The sequence below is a fragment of the Nocardia sp. IBHARD005 genome (assembly GCF_052814245.1).
Genome location: NZ_CP199935.1, coordinates 2,140,875 through 2,153,660 on the forward strand (window position 1 = coordinate 2,140,875; position 12,786 = coordinate 2,153,660).

The 12,786-nt window shown below is 67.5% G+C and carries 15 protein-coding genes; 8 read left to right on the forward strand and 7 right to left on the reverse strand.

What is annotated here, in order from left to right:
* Window positions 1-8: 8 nt before the first annotated feature.
* Together ACTWPB_RS10120 and ACTWPB_RS10125 are read right to left on the reverse strand one after the other, a co-directional pair.
* Complete coding sequence (locus ACTWPB_RS10120; protein WP_446226286.1) at window positions 9-1,439, reverse strand: ABC1 kinase family protein; 1,431 nt, start codon at window positions 1,437-1,439, stop codon at window positions 9-11.
* 158 nt (window positions 1,440-1,597) lie between these two features.
* Entirely contained in the window at window positions 1,598-2,284 is a 687-nt protein-coding gene (locus ACTWPB_RS10125) for a TetR/AcrR family transcriptional regulator (protein ID WP_446226287.1), read from the reverse strand.
* A gap of 263 nt (window positions 2,285-2,547) precedes the next feature.
* Between ACTWPB_RS10125 and ACTWPB_RS10130 the strand changes: the two genes are divergently transcribed.
* The 6 genes from ACTWPB_RS10130 to purU all read left to right on the forward strand — a co-directional run bounded on the left by ACTWPB_RS10130 (window position 2,548) and on the right by purU (window position 7,486).
* Complete coding sequence (locus ACTWPB_RS10130) at window positions 2,548-3,879, forward strand: DUF445 domain-containing protein (RefSeq protein ID WP_446225418.1); 1,332 nt, start codon at window positions 2,548-2,550, stop codon at window positions 3,877-3,879.
* Window positions 3,880-3,970: 91 nt separating this feature from the next.
* Window positions 3,971-4,417, forward strand: coding sequence for a helix-turn-helix domain-containing protein (locus ACTWPB_RS10135; protein WP_446225419.1), 447 nt, complete (start codon window positions 3,971-3,973; stop codon window positions 4,415-4,417).
* Window positions 4,417-5,064 (forward strand): heparin-binding hemagglutinin, encoded by a 648-nt coding sequence (locus tag ACTWPB_RS10140; protein WP_446225420.1) that lies wholly within the window; start codon window positions 4,417-4,419, stop codon window positions 5,062-5,064. Before ACTWPB_RS10135 ends, ACTWPB_RS10140 begins: the two co-directional genes overlap by 1 nt.
* Before the next feature lie 79 nt (window positions 5,065-5,143).
* The gene (locus tag ACTWPB_RS10145; RefSeq protein ID WP_446226288.1) at window positions 5,144-5,434 is read left to right on the forward strand and encodes a DUF2516 family protein; all 291 of its coding nucleotides are present in this window, start codon (window positions 5,144-5,146) and stop codon (window positions 5,432-5,434) included.
* An 88-nt stretch (window positions 5,435-5,522) separates the two neighbouring features.
* The gene (locus ACTWPB_RS10150; protein WP_446225421.1) at window positions 5,523-6,575 is read left to right on the forward strand and encodes an alpha/beta fold hydrolase; all 1,053 of its coding nucleotides are present in this window, start codon (window positions 5,523-5,525) and stop codon (window positions 6,573-6,575) included.
* A 20-nt stretch (window positions 6,576-6,595) separates the two neighbouring features.
* Window positions 6,596-7,486 (forward strand): formyltetrahydrofolate deformylase, encoded by an 891-nt coding sequence (purU, locus tag ACTWPB_RS10155; RefSeq protein ID WP_446225422.1) that lies wholly within the window; start codon window positions 6,596-6,598, stop codon window positions 7,484-7,486.
* Window position 7,487: 1 nt separating this feature from the next.
* Here the strand turns inward: purU and ACTWPB_RS10160 are convergent, their stop codons facing one another.
* Window positions 7,488-8,015, reverse strand: a complete 528-nt coding sequence (locus ACTWPB_RS10160; protein ID WP_446226289.1) for a GNAT family N-acetyltransferase — start codon at window positions 8,013-8,015, stop codon at window positions 7,488-7,490.
* Window positions 8,016-8,131: 116 nt separating this feature from the next.
* Between ACTWPB_RS10160 and deoC the strand changes: the two genes are divergently transcribed.
* Entirely contained in the window at window positions 8,132-8,797 is a 666-nt protein-coding gene (gene deoC / locus ACTWPB_RS10165) for a deoxyribose-phosphate aldolase (RefSeq protein WP_446225423.1), read from the forward strand.
* A gap of 4 nt (window positions 8,798-8,801) precedes the next feature.
* Here the strand turns inward: deoC and ACTWPB_RS10170 are convergent, their stop codons facing one another.
* Window positions 8,802-9,536 (reverse strand): LmeA family phospholipid-binding protein, encoded by a 735-nt coding sequence (locus tag ACTWPB_RS10170; RefSeq protein ID WP_446225424.1) that lies wholly within the window; start codon window positions 9,534-9,536, stop codon window positions 8,802-8,804.
* Between the two features lie 105 nt (window positions 9,537-9,641).
* Between ACTWPB_RS10170 and ACTWPB_RS10175 the strand changes: the two genes are divergently transcribed.
* A complete protein-coding gene (locus ACTWPB_RS10175) occupies window positions 9,642-10,250 on the forward strand; it encodes a hypothetical protein (RefSeq protein ID WP_446225425.1) in 609 nt (202 codons plus the stop codon).
* On the opposite strand, the gene ACTWPB_RS10180 is transcribed toward ACTWPB_RS10175, so the two are convergent.
* The 3 genes from ACTWPB_RS10180 to ACTWPB_RS10190 all read right to left on the reverse strand — a co-directional run bounded on the left by ACTWPB_RS10180 (window position 10,236) and on the right by ACTWPB_RS10190 (window position 12,779).
* Window positions 10,236-11,027 carry a class I SAM-dependent methyltransferase gene (locus tag ACTWPB_RS10180; RefSeq protein ID WP_446225426.1) on the reverse strand — a complete coding sequence of 264 codons (792 nt, stop codon included), beginning with the start codon at window positions 11,025-11,027 and terminating at the stop codon, window positions 10,236-10,238. The two genes, ACTWPB_RS10175 and ACTWPB_RS10180, sit on opposite strands and share 15 nt — an antisense overlap.
* 8 nt (window positions 11,028-11,035) lie before the next feature.
* The gene (locus ACTWPB_RS10185; protein WP_446225427.1) at window positions 11,036-11,563 is read right to left on the reverse strand and encodes a DUF2505 domain-containing protein; all 528 of its coding nucleotides are present in this window, start codon (window positions 11,561-11,563) and stop codon (window positions 11,036-11,038) included.
* A gap of 124 nt (window positions 11,564-11,687) precedes the next feature.
* A complete protein-coding gene (locus ACTWPB_RS10190; protein ID WP_446226290.1) occupies window positions 11,688-12,779 on the reverse strand; it encodes a UDP-N-acetylmuramate dehydrogenase in 1,092 nt (363 codons plus the stop codon).
* Window positions 12,780-12,786 lie beyond the last annotated feature (7 nt).

Sequence of the window (12,786 nt, forward strand, 5' to 3'; positions counted from 1 at the left end):
AAAGATGATCAGGGCTTGGTGGCTGATGCGCTCGCCTTGCGGGCGCGGGTCTTCTTCACCGGTTTGGGTGGGTGGGTGCTGAGCCAATCGCGATGGGCCAGACCGAGTTCGGTGACCGGCTGGTCGCCGTAGAGCCATTCCCTGGCGATCACATGCCAGTTGTTGGTGCTGTCGAGCTGTCCGAGCATGCCGAAGGTGAGAAAGTCGGCGCGGCGCGAGAACAGGTGTTCCGGCGGCAGATTCTGCTGCTTCATGCCGGTGAACTCACTGGCCCTCGGGTCGACGGCGAGCAGGAACGCGCCGCTGGCCAGTTCGGGGGTGATGGTGAGTTCCTCGTCGACCAGGCACCATTCCGAGGCGGCGAGCACGTATTCGAGGCATTCCTCGGCGCCGATCTCCTCGGGCGAATCGATCACGCCGCGATCGATCATCAACTGCCGCAGGTCTTCGGCACGATCCTCGGCGGCCGCGCGCAGGCACTGGATTTCGAACTCGACCAGCCTGGGGTCCATCCGGTTGAACAAGCCGAAGTCGAGGAAGGCGACTCGGCCGTCCCGGGCGAGCAGCACATTGCCCGGATGCGGGTCGCCACAGAACTCGTTGAAGTTGAACAGCGAGCCGACGTAGAAGCGGTAGATGATCTCGCCCACCCGATCACGAAGCGCCGCGGGCATTTTCCGGATCTCGTCGAAGCCGTCGCCGTCGATGAACTCGCTGACCAGCACGCGGGTGGTCGACAGCTCGGGCACCGAGGCGGGCACCACGATGAACGGGTGCTCGCGATACAGGTGCGCGATCTCGGACTGCGTAGCGGCTTCGGCCTGGTAGTCGAGCTCGCTCTCCATATTGAGTTTCAGCTCATCGAGCACCGCGGGAGTGATCCACGGCATCGCCGAGGCCAGCACGCGGCGAAACATGTTGAGGTTCTTCAGATCCGCACGGACGGCGGCGTCGACCCCGGGGTACTGGACCTTCACCGCGACAGCACGGCCGTCGTGCAGGGTGGCCCGGTACACCTGGCCGATCGAGGCGGCGGCGATCGGCTCCGGATCGAATTCGGCGAAGACATCCGCCAGCGGAGCACCGAAATCCTGCTCGATCACCGTGCGCATCGACTCGAACGACACCGTCGGTGCCGCGTTGCGCAGCACGGCGAGGCGCTGCTGGAACCGCTCGCGATGGTTCTCGGGCACCAGATCCAGATCGAGCACCGACATCATCTGACCCAGTTTCATGGCGACGCCCTTCATGGTGCCGAGCACCATGACCACCTGTTCGGTGGTGCGGATCATCGACTCCTCGGCCATCCGCGCGCGCACCGCCTCCGAGCGGCCGCGCATGGATAGCCTGGTCTTCTTCGAGCGGATGACCGAACCCGCCGCGACTGCCCCCAGTTTCGTCCCGCGGGCAAGCCGGGAAGTCGGCACGTTCTTCGCCATCGAGGTACCTCCGTTGGTGCCGACGTGCGGGGTGGCGTAGACGCGCAGCGTCACGCGACCACCCGCGGTGACGCAAGCCACAGCGCCCCGCTCGGTTCAGCGTAGCCAACCGCTCTGAGTTGTCGAGCCCGGCTCCCCCGAACGCGAGAAAACGCTGTTCAGGGTTGCTGCTGTGGCATCTCGGGAAGGGGATGTGGCTGCGCGGTGAAGATCTCGGGTGAACCGCCTGCCCTGGCGATGCCCTCGATCGCGCTCCAGGCCATCATCGTGAGGTAGTCGATGACGTCCTGGCGTGGCATGGCCTTGTCGGTGGTGGTCCACCAGTGCGTGGCCAGCTGGATGCCGCCGACCAGCATGTACGACCACAGCATCGCGCCGTCGGTGCGCATGCCCTTGCCGAGCGCTCGGTCGACCAGCACCGTGGTGACCACCTCGGCGAACAGCCGCTCGAACTCCGCGAGCGAGGACTTGTCGCCCCCGGAATTGCTCATGATGAACCGGTAGACCTCGGGGTCGTCGTCGACGGTGCCGACGTATTCGGTCATCGCGGCGCGCACGAGTTGGTATTCGTCGGCGTCGAGGCTGATCGCGCCGTACACCCGGGGCAGCAGGGTGGTTTCGATGAAGCGCTGCATGGTGGCGTGGACCAGGTCGTTCTTGTCCGCGAAGTAGCGGTACAGCACGGTCTTGGACACGCCGATCTCGGTGGCGATCTCGTCCATGCCCGCCTGGCTGCCCCGCGCGCGGATGGCGTTGAGGGCGCCGTCGACCAGCTCTTCGCGACGGTCGATCTTGTGCTGGCGCCACCGACGTTTGCGGCCGTCGGCTTGGCCGCCGCCGCGCACACTGGCTCGGCTCGACTGCTCGCCGATCTCGACAAGGTCTTCGGTGGACAGAACAGCCCCCTTGTGGTCGATGTTGGCGTCTCTAGCCAACAGCTTAGGCGCGCCGGTGTGGGGCGGCCCTCCCTTTGGCCCACGTTGCGGCATTTACCACACTTCGGTGCTTACGCGCGCGTACGACAAACCGCGCGGTTCGCCGTGTCGTGGGAGACGCCACGCGGGGTTGGCGGCGGCGCACTCGCCGCGCGCACAGCAGAATGGTGGCTATGGAGAAATCTCCCGGCAACACGGCGGTTCTCACGCCGCGCACCGAGCCCGCCGCACAGCCCGCCGGCTTCGCGGTGATGACCGACGAGGCGGGCAAAAAACGCGACCTGTTCAAGATGAAGGCGCTGGCGACCAGTTTCCTGGTGGTGGCCAGCGTGATCTACCTGCTGTGCCGCTGGCTCGAATCGCGTGGCGGCGGTGGCGAGTGGGTGGGCTATGTCCGCGCGGCCTCGGAGGCGGGCATGGTCGGCGCACTGGCCGACTGGTTCGCGGTCACCGCACTGTTCAAACACCCGCTGGGTCTGCCGATCCCGCACACCGCGATCATCCGCAAGAAGAAAGACCAGCTCGGCGAGAGTCTCGGCGCCTTCGTCGGTACCAACTTCCTCGCTCCCGATGTGGTCTCGGCACGCCTGGACTCGGCGCAGATCTCGCTGCGCGTCGGCCGGTGGATGGCCGATCCGGCGCACGCGGCCAGGGTGGCGAAGGAGAGCGCGACGATCCTGACCGCGGTGGTGAACACCCTGCGCGACGAGGACGTCGAGCAGATCATCGACAACACCATCGTCAAGCGGATCGCCGAACCGCTGTGGGGGCCGCCGCTTGGCCGGGTGCTCTCGGAGATGATCGCCGACAACCGGCAGCGGCCGCTGATCGATCTGCTGGCCGAGCGAGCGCATCAGTGGGCGCTCGGCTCACAGGAAACGATCGACCGGATCGTGATGCGCGATGCGCCGCAATGGGCGCCGAAATTCGTCAACACATTGCTTTCCGAGCGAATCTATCGGGAACTCGTCGAGTTCACCTGGAAGGTGCGCTCCGATCCCGATCATGAATTGCGCCGGGCCGCCGATCGCTTTCTGCAGGATTTCGCCGAGGACCTGCAACACGACGACGCGATGATCGCCAAGGCGGAGAAGGTCAAGGCCGAGATCATGGGCCGCGATCAGATCACCGGAATGGCCGAGGCCACCTGGCGGGCGGCGAAGCGGTTGATCTTGGAGTCGGCCGACGACCCCGATTCCACCCTGCGGCGCAAGGTAGCCGAAAATGTGCAGCAGCTCGGCGAGCGTCTGCGTGACGACCCGGCGATGCGTGGCAAGGTGGACGGGTGGATCGATCGCGGTGCTCGCTATCTGGTCGGTAACTACTCCGCGGAGATCTCGACATTGGTGACCGACACGGTCGCGCGCTGGGACGCCGACGAGGCGAGCCGGAAGATCGAATTGCAGGTGGGCCGGGACCTGCAATTCATCAGGATCAACGGCACGGTCGTCGGCTCGCTCGCGGGCCTGGCCATCTACTCGATCTCGCAGCTGCTGTTCCACTGACTGATGGTTAGCCGACCGAGTGCTAACTGTAGTGCTTGCAATAGTTAGCACCCTGTTCTAGTATTGGCCTTACAACGCCAGAAGGTGAGCGATGACAGACCAACCCGAGAGTCGTGTAGCGCACGCGGCTCAAGATATCGGAGGTTTCATCAGGGCCCAGCGCGAAGGTGCGCAGGTGTCCCTGCGTCAGCTCGCCGCTCTGGCGGGGGTAAGTAATCCGTACCTGAGCCAAATCGAACGCGGATTGCGTAATCCCTCCGCCGAAGTACTCGCGCAGATCGCCAAGGCACTGCGGGTTTCCTCGGAGGTGTTGTATGTGCGGGCAGGTTTTCTGGAACAGCGTCCGCACAGCCCGGTCCGTGACGCCCTGCTAGCCGACACCTCGGTGTCCGAGCGGCAGAAACAGGTGTTGCTGGAAATCTATGAGTCGTTTCGCCGGGAAAATGGGGAAGAAACCGGCTCAGGGGGGATCGAACGAGACACTGACGTTTCGTTCACGACAACTGACACTCCGCCACACCAGGAGAATGAAGACTGATGACCGAGAAGACCGCCACTGTGACCAAGCCGCTGTTCGCCACCGTCGGCGCCGGTGACGCCATCTACGCCGCCGTGAACGACGTTGTCGCCGACGTCCGTGGCCGCGTTGTCGCCACCGATGCCAAGGCCCGCGTCGAAGAGGCCCGCGAGCGCATCGCGAACGTGCCCGCCGACGTGGCTGCCCAGTTCGACACCCTGCGCGACCGCATCTCCGGCCTGCCCTCGGAGCTGCCGGAGGATCTCGCCGAGCTGCGCGAGAAGTTCACCCCCGAAGAGCTGCGCAAGCTGGCCGAGCAGTACTACCGCCAGGCGCTCGACATCTACGCCGATCTCGCCGTTCGCGGTGAGGAGACCGTCGACCGGCTGCGTGCCAACCAGGCCGTCGAGGAGCAGATCGGCCGCGTCGAGACCCTGTACAAGGACGCCTCCGCGCGCGCCGAGGACGCCCTGACCAAGGTCAACGACCTGCTCGGCCGTGGCAAGGCCGAGGCCGAGGCTGTGGCCGACAAGGTCGAGGCTGTGGTTGAGGCCGAGGTCGTCGCCGTCACCACCGAGGAGTCGGCTCCCGCCAAGGCTCCCGCCGCCAAGAAGGCTCCGGCCAAGAAGGCTCCGGCCAAGAAGGCCGCCGCACCCAAGAAGGTCTAGCCTTCGAGCATTACCGCTGACAGCGGCCCCGTACACCAGGCGTGTGCGGGGCCGCTGTTCGTATGATGGGGATGTGAACATGGTGAATGGGATGACCTCGCTGATTCTGCTGATCCTGTGGATCGGCGCCCTCGGCGCGACGGTGTTCGCGCTCATTCACGCTGTGCGCCAGCGTTCGGATGCGTTCACCGCCGTCGACAAGATGACCAAGCCGATCTGGCTGGCCATTCTCGGCGGTGCGCTGGTGTTTCTGCTGATCGGCATCGGTGGGCTGGGGTTGCTGTCGTTCATCGCGATCATCGCGACCGGTGTGTACCTGGCCGACGTGCGCCCGAAGGTCGACGAGGTGCAGCGCGGCCCGCGCTGGTAAAGGCACGATAAAAGAGCCTCGAAGTGCTCGCGGGTGAGTGGTACGCGATGTTACTGTATCTAGCAGTAACACAAAGGAGTGTGTACCGATGCGCGCAAAGCTGCCGACAGCTCTGGTGAACCTGGTCGACCGGGTGTCCACCACGGTCGAGACCACCCTCGCGGCCCACCGGGCCGACCTGCGGACACGGTCGCACGGGATCGCTGCCTTCGATCCGCCACGGATGCCGCACGACGTGATCCCGGTGCGCACCGCCGACGGCGCCCGCTTGCGGGTGCACGCCTACGGCCCGGTCGACGCGCCCGTGATCGTGTTCGCCCACGGCTGGACCTGCTCCCTCGAATACTGGAACGCCCAGATCAACGCCTTCGCCGGCGAGTACCGCGTGGTCGCCTACGACCAGCGCGGCCACGGCGAGAGCACCAACGGATACGCCCGCCCGAGCACCAATCTGCTCGCCGACGACCTGTGCGACGTACTCGACGCCGTCCTGCTGCCGGGTCAGCGCGCGGTACTGGCCGGACACAGCATGGGCGGGATGACGCTCATCGCCTGGGCTGGCCGCTACCCCGAGCGCGTCGCCGCACAGGCCGCCGCGGTGATCCTCACCAATACCGGCGCGCACTCGCTGGTCGAGGTGTCGACGATGGTCCCCGGCCTGAACAAGCCGTTGCGCCTGCTGCGTGGGCGCGCGGTGCCGTCGCCGGACTGGCTCGGCAAGCTGATCCTCGGCACCCCGGTGGTCTTCCCGCCGGTCAAGCCGGTGCGCTGGATCTTCGCCCGGCAGGTGATGACCCTCGATACCTCGCGCGAGAAGCTGGACTACGCGCTGTCGGTGGTGCGTGGCTGCCCGATGATGACGCGTTCACGCTACGGGTACCTGCTCGCCGCGCTGCACCTCGGCGATGACGCGAAGAATTTCTCGGTGCCGACCACCGTGCTCGCAGGCGACCGTGACGACATGACCCCGGCGCTGCACGCCGAGCGTCTGGCTGCGCTGCTGCGGGAAGCGGGCACGCTCGCCGGATTCAAGGTGCTGCCGACCGGGCACCTGGGCAACGTCGAACGCTATGACCTGTTCAATGCCGAAGTGGCCGAGGTACTCGCCGCCGTCCGTGAGCCCGTGCGCGCCTCGGCCTGACCGCCTGCGAGAATCGGCGGATGAGTTCTACCGCTGTGACCTCGGACGACCGCCGGTTCGTGCTGAGCCTCGGGTGCCCGGACCGGCCGGGCATCATCGCCCGGATCTCCTCGTTCATCGCCGGATTCGGCGGCTCGATCTCCGAGGCCGGGTACCACTCCGACGGTGACATCGGCTGGTTCTTCACCCGGCAGGCGGTGAAGGCCTCGACGGTGCCATTCGGCATCGACGAGCTCCGGGAGCGCTTCGCCGAGGTGGCCGCGGAGTTCGGTCCCGAGACCGACTGGCAGCTCCACGATTCCGGTGCGCCGCGGCGAGTGGTGCTGCTGGTCAGCAAGGACGGGCACTGCCTGCACGACCTGCTCGGCCGCGCGCAGGCCGGTGAGCTGCCCGCGACCATCGAGGCCGTGATCGGCAATCATCCCGATCTCGCCGGCATGACCGAGGCACACGGGGTGAAGTTCCACTACGTGCCGTTCCCGAAGGACCCGGCGCAGCGCGGTCCTGCCTTCGAGCAGGTGCGCGAACTCGTCGACTCCCACGAGCCACACGCGGTGGTGCTCGCCCGCTTCATGCAGGTGCTCCCGGCCCAGCTGTGCGAGTACTGGGCGGGGCGCGCGATCAATATCCACCACAGCTTCCTGCCCTCGTTCGTCGGCGCGCGGCCCTATCACCAGGCATACGCGCGCGGGGTGAAGCTGATCGGGGCGACCTGCCACTACGTCACCGCTGAGCTGGACGCGGGGCCCATCATCGAGCAGGACGTGATCCGGGTCGATCACGCCGATGATGTGCGCGACATGGTCAGACAGGGACGTGACATCGAGCGGGTCGTGCTCGCGCGTGGGCTGCGCTGGCACCTCGAAGGCCGGGTGCTCGTGCACGGTCGGCGCACGGTCGTCTTCGAATGACCTACAGGTCGTAAAACGGCGCGGGATAACGGAATTCGCCGGTGACGGCGGAGTCGTAGGCCGTGAGCGGGCGGACCTGGAAGTACGGCGCCCATTCGGCTTCGTCGGGCACGACGCCAAGGCGCGGGCCAGGGACGAAACCGAAGCGGGCGTAGTAGTCGGGGTCGCCGACCAGGCCGACGACCGATTCGTCGAGGGCGTCGGCGGCACCGAGGGCGGCATGGACCAGCGCCGAGCCGACGCCGGACTTCTGATGTTCCGGGTCGACGCCGAGCGGGCCGAGCGCCAGCACGGGGAACGGGCCGATACCTGCTCTGGTGAGACAGATGTGCCCCACGACGGTGTCGTATTCGAGCGCGACCAGCGACAGGGTCGGCATCCACGACTCGTCGGTGCGTAGCGTCTCGACGAGGGCGGGTTCGGGTGGTTCGGGGATGGCCGGATCGCCCGCGTACTGCGGGGCGAAGGCGGCGCGGTGGATCGCGGCGATCGCCGCGGCGTCCGCTGGGGTCTCGCGACGGATCAGCACAGGCATAAGTCTCCCGGATTCGGGTAGATGAGCGCAATGATGTGCGGCGCCCGATGTGTCGGATACGTCGACGCCCTCTCTGCCGGATGCGGCCGCGGGTGTGCGATGCTCGGCAAATGACTTCCGCGCCGCTGACCCGGGCCGCCGTGGCCGACATGATCGACCACACTCTGCTCGCCCCGGAAGCCACCCCGGCCGAGGTCGACGCGCTGATCGCGGACGCGCGCAAGCTCGGGGTGTACGCGATCTGCCTATCGCCCTCGATGCTGCCGGTGCGTGCGCCGGGACTGGTGGTGGCCACCGTCGCGGGCTTCCCGTCCGGCAAGCACCACTCGCTGGTGAAGGGTGCCGAGGCGCGGCTGGCCGTGGAGCAGGGCGCCGCCGAGGTCGACATGGTGATCGACGTGGGAGCCGCGCTGGCCGGTGATTTCAACGCCGTGCTCGCCGACATCATCACCGTGCGCGAGGCGACCATGGATCGGGCCGTGCTCAAGGTGATCATCGAATCGGCCGCACTCACCGATGCGGCGATCGTGGGCGCGTGCCGGGCGGCCGAGCAGGCGGGTGCCGATTTCGTGAAGACCTCCACCGGCTTTCATCCGGCGGGCGGTGCGAGCGCGCACGCGGTGCGGTTGATGGCCGAGACCGTCGGCGGGCGACTCGGGGTGAAGGCCAGCGGGGGGATCCGCACCGCCGAGGACGCCGCCGCGATGATCGAGGCCGGCGCTACCCGGCTCGGGTTGTCGAAATCCGCCGCGGTGCTCGACGGGTTTCCCGAGTAGACGATCAGCAGGTGAACTCGGTCTGCTGACCGGAGGGGTCGGCCTCCAGCGAGGTCTTGCCGCCGGAAAGGTGCACTGTCACACCGTCATCGGTGACCTTCACCTCTTGGGCGCGCAGGCCGAGCGGGTAGCTCTGCAAGCTCTCGGTGAAGGTTTCGACGATGCCCTGCACGAGGTCGGTGGGCAGGCCGATGCCGAGTAGCTGCGCCGACTTCGTCTCCACCGTGACGTTGCCGTCGCGGACCAGCGGTTGCACTTGCAGCTGGGCGAGGCCGCCGAGCACATCGAGAGTCAGCACGCCGGTGCTCGCCGAGGAGCTCACGCCGCTGACCATGGTGCCGAGCGTCTGGCGGATGCCGTCGTTGTTCCAGGTCACGTCGGCGGTCGAGCTGTCGATGGTGCCGCCGCCGCGACCGCGGTCGACGAGTTCGATGTCGTTGAATGTCGCGTGCACCACCATCCCGACAGCGGGGCCGAACTTGTTGTCCTCGCTGTCTACGGTGACCGAGCCGACCTTGCCGTCCACATAGGACAGCAGGATCGGCCGCAGGCCGAAGCCCACGTCGATGCCGGAGCCCATCTGCTGTTCGAACGCGCTGCTGATGCAGCGTGAGACCTTGTTCCGGGCATAGGCTTCGGTGCCGCCGATGGCCGCGACGAGAAGGACGGCGACCACGGCCAACGCGATCACCAGCGGGCGCCGACCGATCCTGGGGCGTGGGGGCTTTTGCGTGGTCATGGCATCGGATTCTTCCCGATCTTTCTGTGTCTGTTCTGAGGACGTGGTGAAAGCCTTCACAGCAAAATGTGACCTGGCGCACTGAACCGGGCGTAATCTGGGCTCATGACTGGCGAGGGCGCGCGCCGGGTGGCGGGGACAGCGGATCATCGGTGGCGGGTGCTGCGGCGCCTCGCCGGGCGGCACGCGGGCTTTTTCACCACGCGTCAGGTATTGCGTACCGGCTGCGAGTCGCAGGTCAGGGCGGCCTTGGGAGACGGGTCGGTGACCAGGGCCGGGGTCGGGATGATGCGGCTGGGGCAGTGGCGGGTGGGGCCGCTGGACGAGTACGCGATGTGGGCGGCGTGGTTCGACGGTGCCGCGGCGGTGTCGTATCAGAGTGCGGCGGAACTGCACGGGCTCGCCAGATTGCAGCCGCGGTTTCTGCATCTGTCGGTGTCGGCGGGGCGTCCGCCCGTCACGCCGCGGTTGGTGCTGACCCGGCGCAAGCTCTGCGCGGCGGATGTGGAGTCGGCTGGGCCGTTTCTGGTGACGACGCCGGTGCGGACGGTTCTCGATCTGGCCGAGACCGAGATCTCGCAGTCGGCGCTGGACGAGGTGGTAGCCGACGCGGTGGCCATCCACCGGTGCGATACCGACGAGATCTGGTGGGGTGGGCAGCAATTGGCGCCGCGCGCGTCGGCGCGGGTGCGGCGGGCGTTAAGCCGGGTCTGACGGGGCGACTACGTCCCAGGGGACCGACAGCACACAATCGCGCATTCGGCGGTGATAGGGCCGTAGCGGGAAACCGTTGGCGCGCAACAGCTGCGCCGCTTCTCGCCAGCGGATGCGTGGGCCGTACGGCGCCATGGCCGCGCAACGCTCCCAGGCGTGGTCGGCCGCGACGAGGAGGGCGTGGATACGTTCGCCGGGAATGTTGCGGTGGATCAGCGCCTTCGGCAGGCGCTCGGCGATGTCGGAGGGGCGGTCTACGGTGAAGGGATCCCAGGCCAGGGTCAGGGAGAGGGGGCGGTGACGATCGAGCAGCACCCAGGCGCAGCGACGGCCGAGTTCGTCGCAGGTGCCGTCGACGAGGAGGCCGTCGGGGGCCAGCGTGGACTGGATCCGCGACCACGCGTCGGGAACCGCGTCCTCGGGGTATTGGCGTAGGACGTTGAACGCGCGGACCAAGGTAGGCCGCAGGCCCGCCAGCTCGAAGCCGCCACGGGCGAAGCGGACACCGTCGCGCGGTTCGACGACGCGGGCCGGGTCGATTTCGAGGCCGACCACCTCGAGGTCGGGACGAACTGTCCGCAAGCGGGCGGCCAGCTCGAAGGTGGTCCAAGGGGCGGCGCCGTAGCCGAGGTCGACAACCAAGGGGGTGGGCGATTCACGCAGTGTCCTGCTGACGAGTTCGTCGTTGACGAGCCAGCGATCGCTGCGGCGCAGGCGGTTGACGCCGGTGGTGCCGCGAGTGATGGTGCCGACCGGAGGGAGGGCCTTGCGGCTCACCGGAGGTGTCAGACCGACTTGTCGGCGGTCTGATTGTCCAGGTAGCGCAGCGTTTCTTCCTGCTCGGCACGGAACAGGTCCACCAGATTCACCAGCATCAGCTGCTCGAGGCGCGGACCGACCATGGGGATGAAGACCTTGGCGGTGGGGGAGAAGCGCATGGTGGCGCCGGTTTCGGTGGGGAACAGGCGGATGGTGCCGGTGAGGCTGCCGGGACCTGCGGGGATCGAGGCGGAGAACTTGCCCTCGGTCTCGTCGTGGTCGAACCGACCCCAGCTCTCCTTGCGGGTGATCACCATGTCTTTGCGCATGACGGTCTGGGCGATCTCGGGGAGCATCTCGCGGGGCAGGGTGTGGTGCAGGACCACCTCTATGCCGTCGTCGGTGACATCGAGACTGACCACTTCGTTGTGGGGGGCGTATTTGCGCATTTCGGCGACGCGGGCTTCCCAGTAGTCCCTGCTCTGGAGAGCTGCGTACAGCTCTTCGGTGGTGTGCAGGGGGTAGCGAGCCGAGTAGTCCAGTCTACGTGCCATGGCAGGACACGTTACGTGGTTGGGGTGCGCGGGGAGGTAAGTGGTGGGGTCGTCGGTGGGATGAGTGAGCGTTCCCGACGCGGGGGCGCTCGCCCGGTGCGCCCCGACAGTCGCCACCGGCGCACTACAAGGTGAGGCCGACGGTGACCGGCTCCGGTTCGAGCGTTACGCCGAAACGCTCCGCCACGCCCGCGCGGACCGTGCGGGCCAGGGCGACGATGTCGGATGCGGTCGCGGTGCCGCGGTTGGTCAGGGCAAGGGTGTGCTTGGTCGACAGGCGCGCGGCGGCGGCTTCGCCGGGGAAGCCCTTCGCGAAACCGGCTCGTTCGATGAGCCAGCCCGCCGAGAGTTTGGTGCCATCGGGTGCGGGATAGGTGGGCACCTTGACGTCGTCGCCGACGTGCGCGGTGATCGCGGCCAGTACCCGCGGCAGCTGCTCCTCGGTGACGACCGGGTTGGTGAAGAACGAACCGGCACTCCAGGTGTCGTGATCGGCCGGGTCGAGGACCATGCCCTTGCCCGCGCGCAGGCGAAGCACGTGTGCGCGCACCTGCTCGACGGGCCGGGTCTCGCCGTCGTCCGCGGCGAGGGCCTTCGCGAGCTCGCCGTAGCGCAACGGCGCGCTCATCCCGCTCGGATCCAACGCGAATTCGACGGCGAGGACCACGGCGTCATCGCTGTGCTTGAGCACACTGGTCCGGTAACCGAAACCGAGTTCGGCGGGCTCGGCCCAGCGCACGTCCCCGGTCTTGCGATCGAGCAGACGCACCCGGCGCAGCAGCGACGCGACCTCCACCCCGTAGGCGCCGACGTTCTGCACCGGCGTCGCACCGGCCGAACCCGGGATCCCGGACAGGCACTCCAGCCCGCCCAATCCGGCCGCGACGGTCGCCGCGACGACCTCGTCCCAGTTCGCACCCGCCTCGGCCACCACGCCGCCGGTCCCCAGCTCGACACCGGTCGTGTCGATCCGGACCACTACTCCGTCGAAGCCGGCGTCGTCGATGAGCAGATTCGACCCGCCCGCCACCAGCAGGACCGCGATACCGGCCCCATCAAGGGCCTGCACCGTGGCCACCAGGGCCTCGGTGGTCGCGCATTCGGCGAGCAGCGCAGGCCCGCCGACCCGCAGGGTCGTCAATTCGGACAAAAGCACCGAATCCCGGACCGACGCGCCGGTATCGGCAAGCAGGTCACGCAGCTGATCGGAGGACACCACCCGT

What these genes read in the sequence shown, in the direction of transcription:
- ACTWPB_RS10145 (WP_446226288.1), top strand. Translation starts at nt 5,144, where the DNA reads ATGGTGAATGGGATGACCTCGCTGATTCTGCTGATCCTGTGGATCGGC.
- deoC (WP_446225423.1), top strand. Translation starts at nt 8,132, where the DNA reads ATGACTTCCGCGCCGCTGACCCGGGCCGCCGTGGCCGACATGATCGAC.
- ACTWPB_RS10170 (WP_446225424.1), bottom strand. Translation starts at nt 9,536, where the DNA reads ATGACCACGCAAAAGCCCCCACGCCCCAGGATCGGTCGGCGCCCGCTG.
- ACTWPB_RS10135 (WP_446225419.1), top strand. Translation starts at nt 3,971, where the DNA reads ATGACAGACCAACCCGAGAGTCGTGTAGCGCACGCGGCTCAAGATATC.
- ACTWPB_RS10120 (WP_446226286.1), bottom strand. Translation starts at nt 1,439, where the DNA reads ATGGCGAAGAACGTGCCGACTTCCCGGCTTGCCCGCGGGACGAAACTG.
- ACTWPB_RS10140 (WP_446225420.1), top strand. Translation starts at nt 4,417, where the DNA reads ATGACCGAGAAGACCGCCACTGTGACCAAGCCGCTGTTCGCCACCGTC.
- ACTWPB_RS10185 (WP_446225427.1), bottom strand. Translation starts at nt 11,563, where the DNA reads ATGGCACGTAGACTGGACTACTCGGCTCGCTACCCCCTGCACACCACC.
- ACTWPB_RS10150 (WP_446225421.1), top strand. Translation starts at nt 5,523, where the DNA reads ATGCGCGCAAAGCTGCCGACAGCTCTGGTGAACCTGGTCGACCGGGTG.
- ACTWPB_RS10130 (WP_446225418.1), top strand. Translation starts at nt 2,548, where the DNA reads ATGGAGAAATCTCCCGGCAACACGGCGGTTCTCACGCCGCGCACCGAG.
- ACTWPB_RS10175 (WP_446225425.1), top strand. Translation starts at nt 9,642, where the DNA reads ATGACTGGCGAGGGCGCGCGCCGGGTGGCGGGGACAGCGGATCATCGG.
- purU (WP_446225422.1), top strand. Translation starts at nt 6,596, where the DNA reads ATGAGTTCTACCGCTGTGACCTCGGACGACCGCCGGTTCGTGCTGAGC.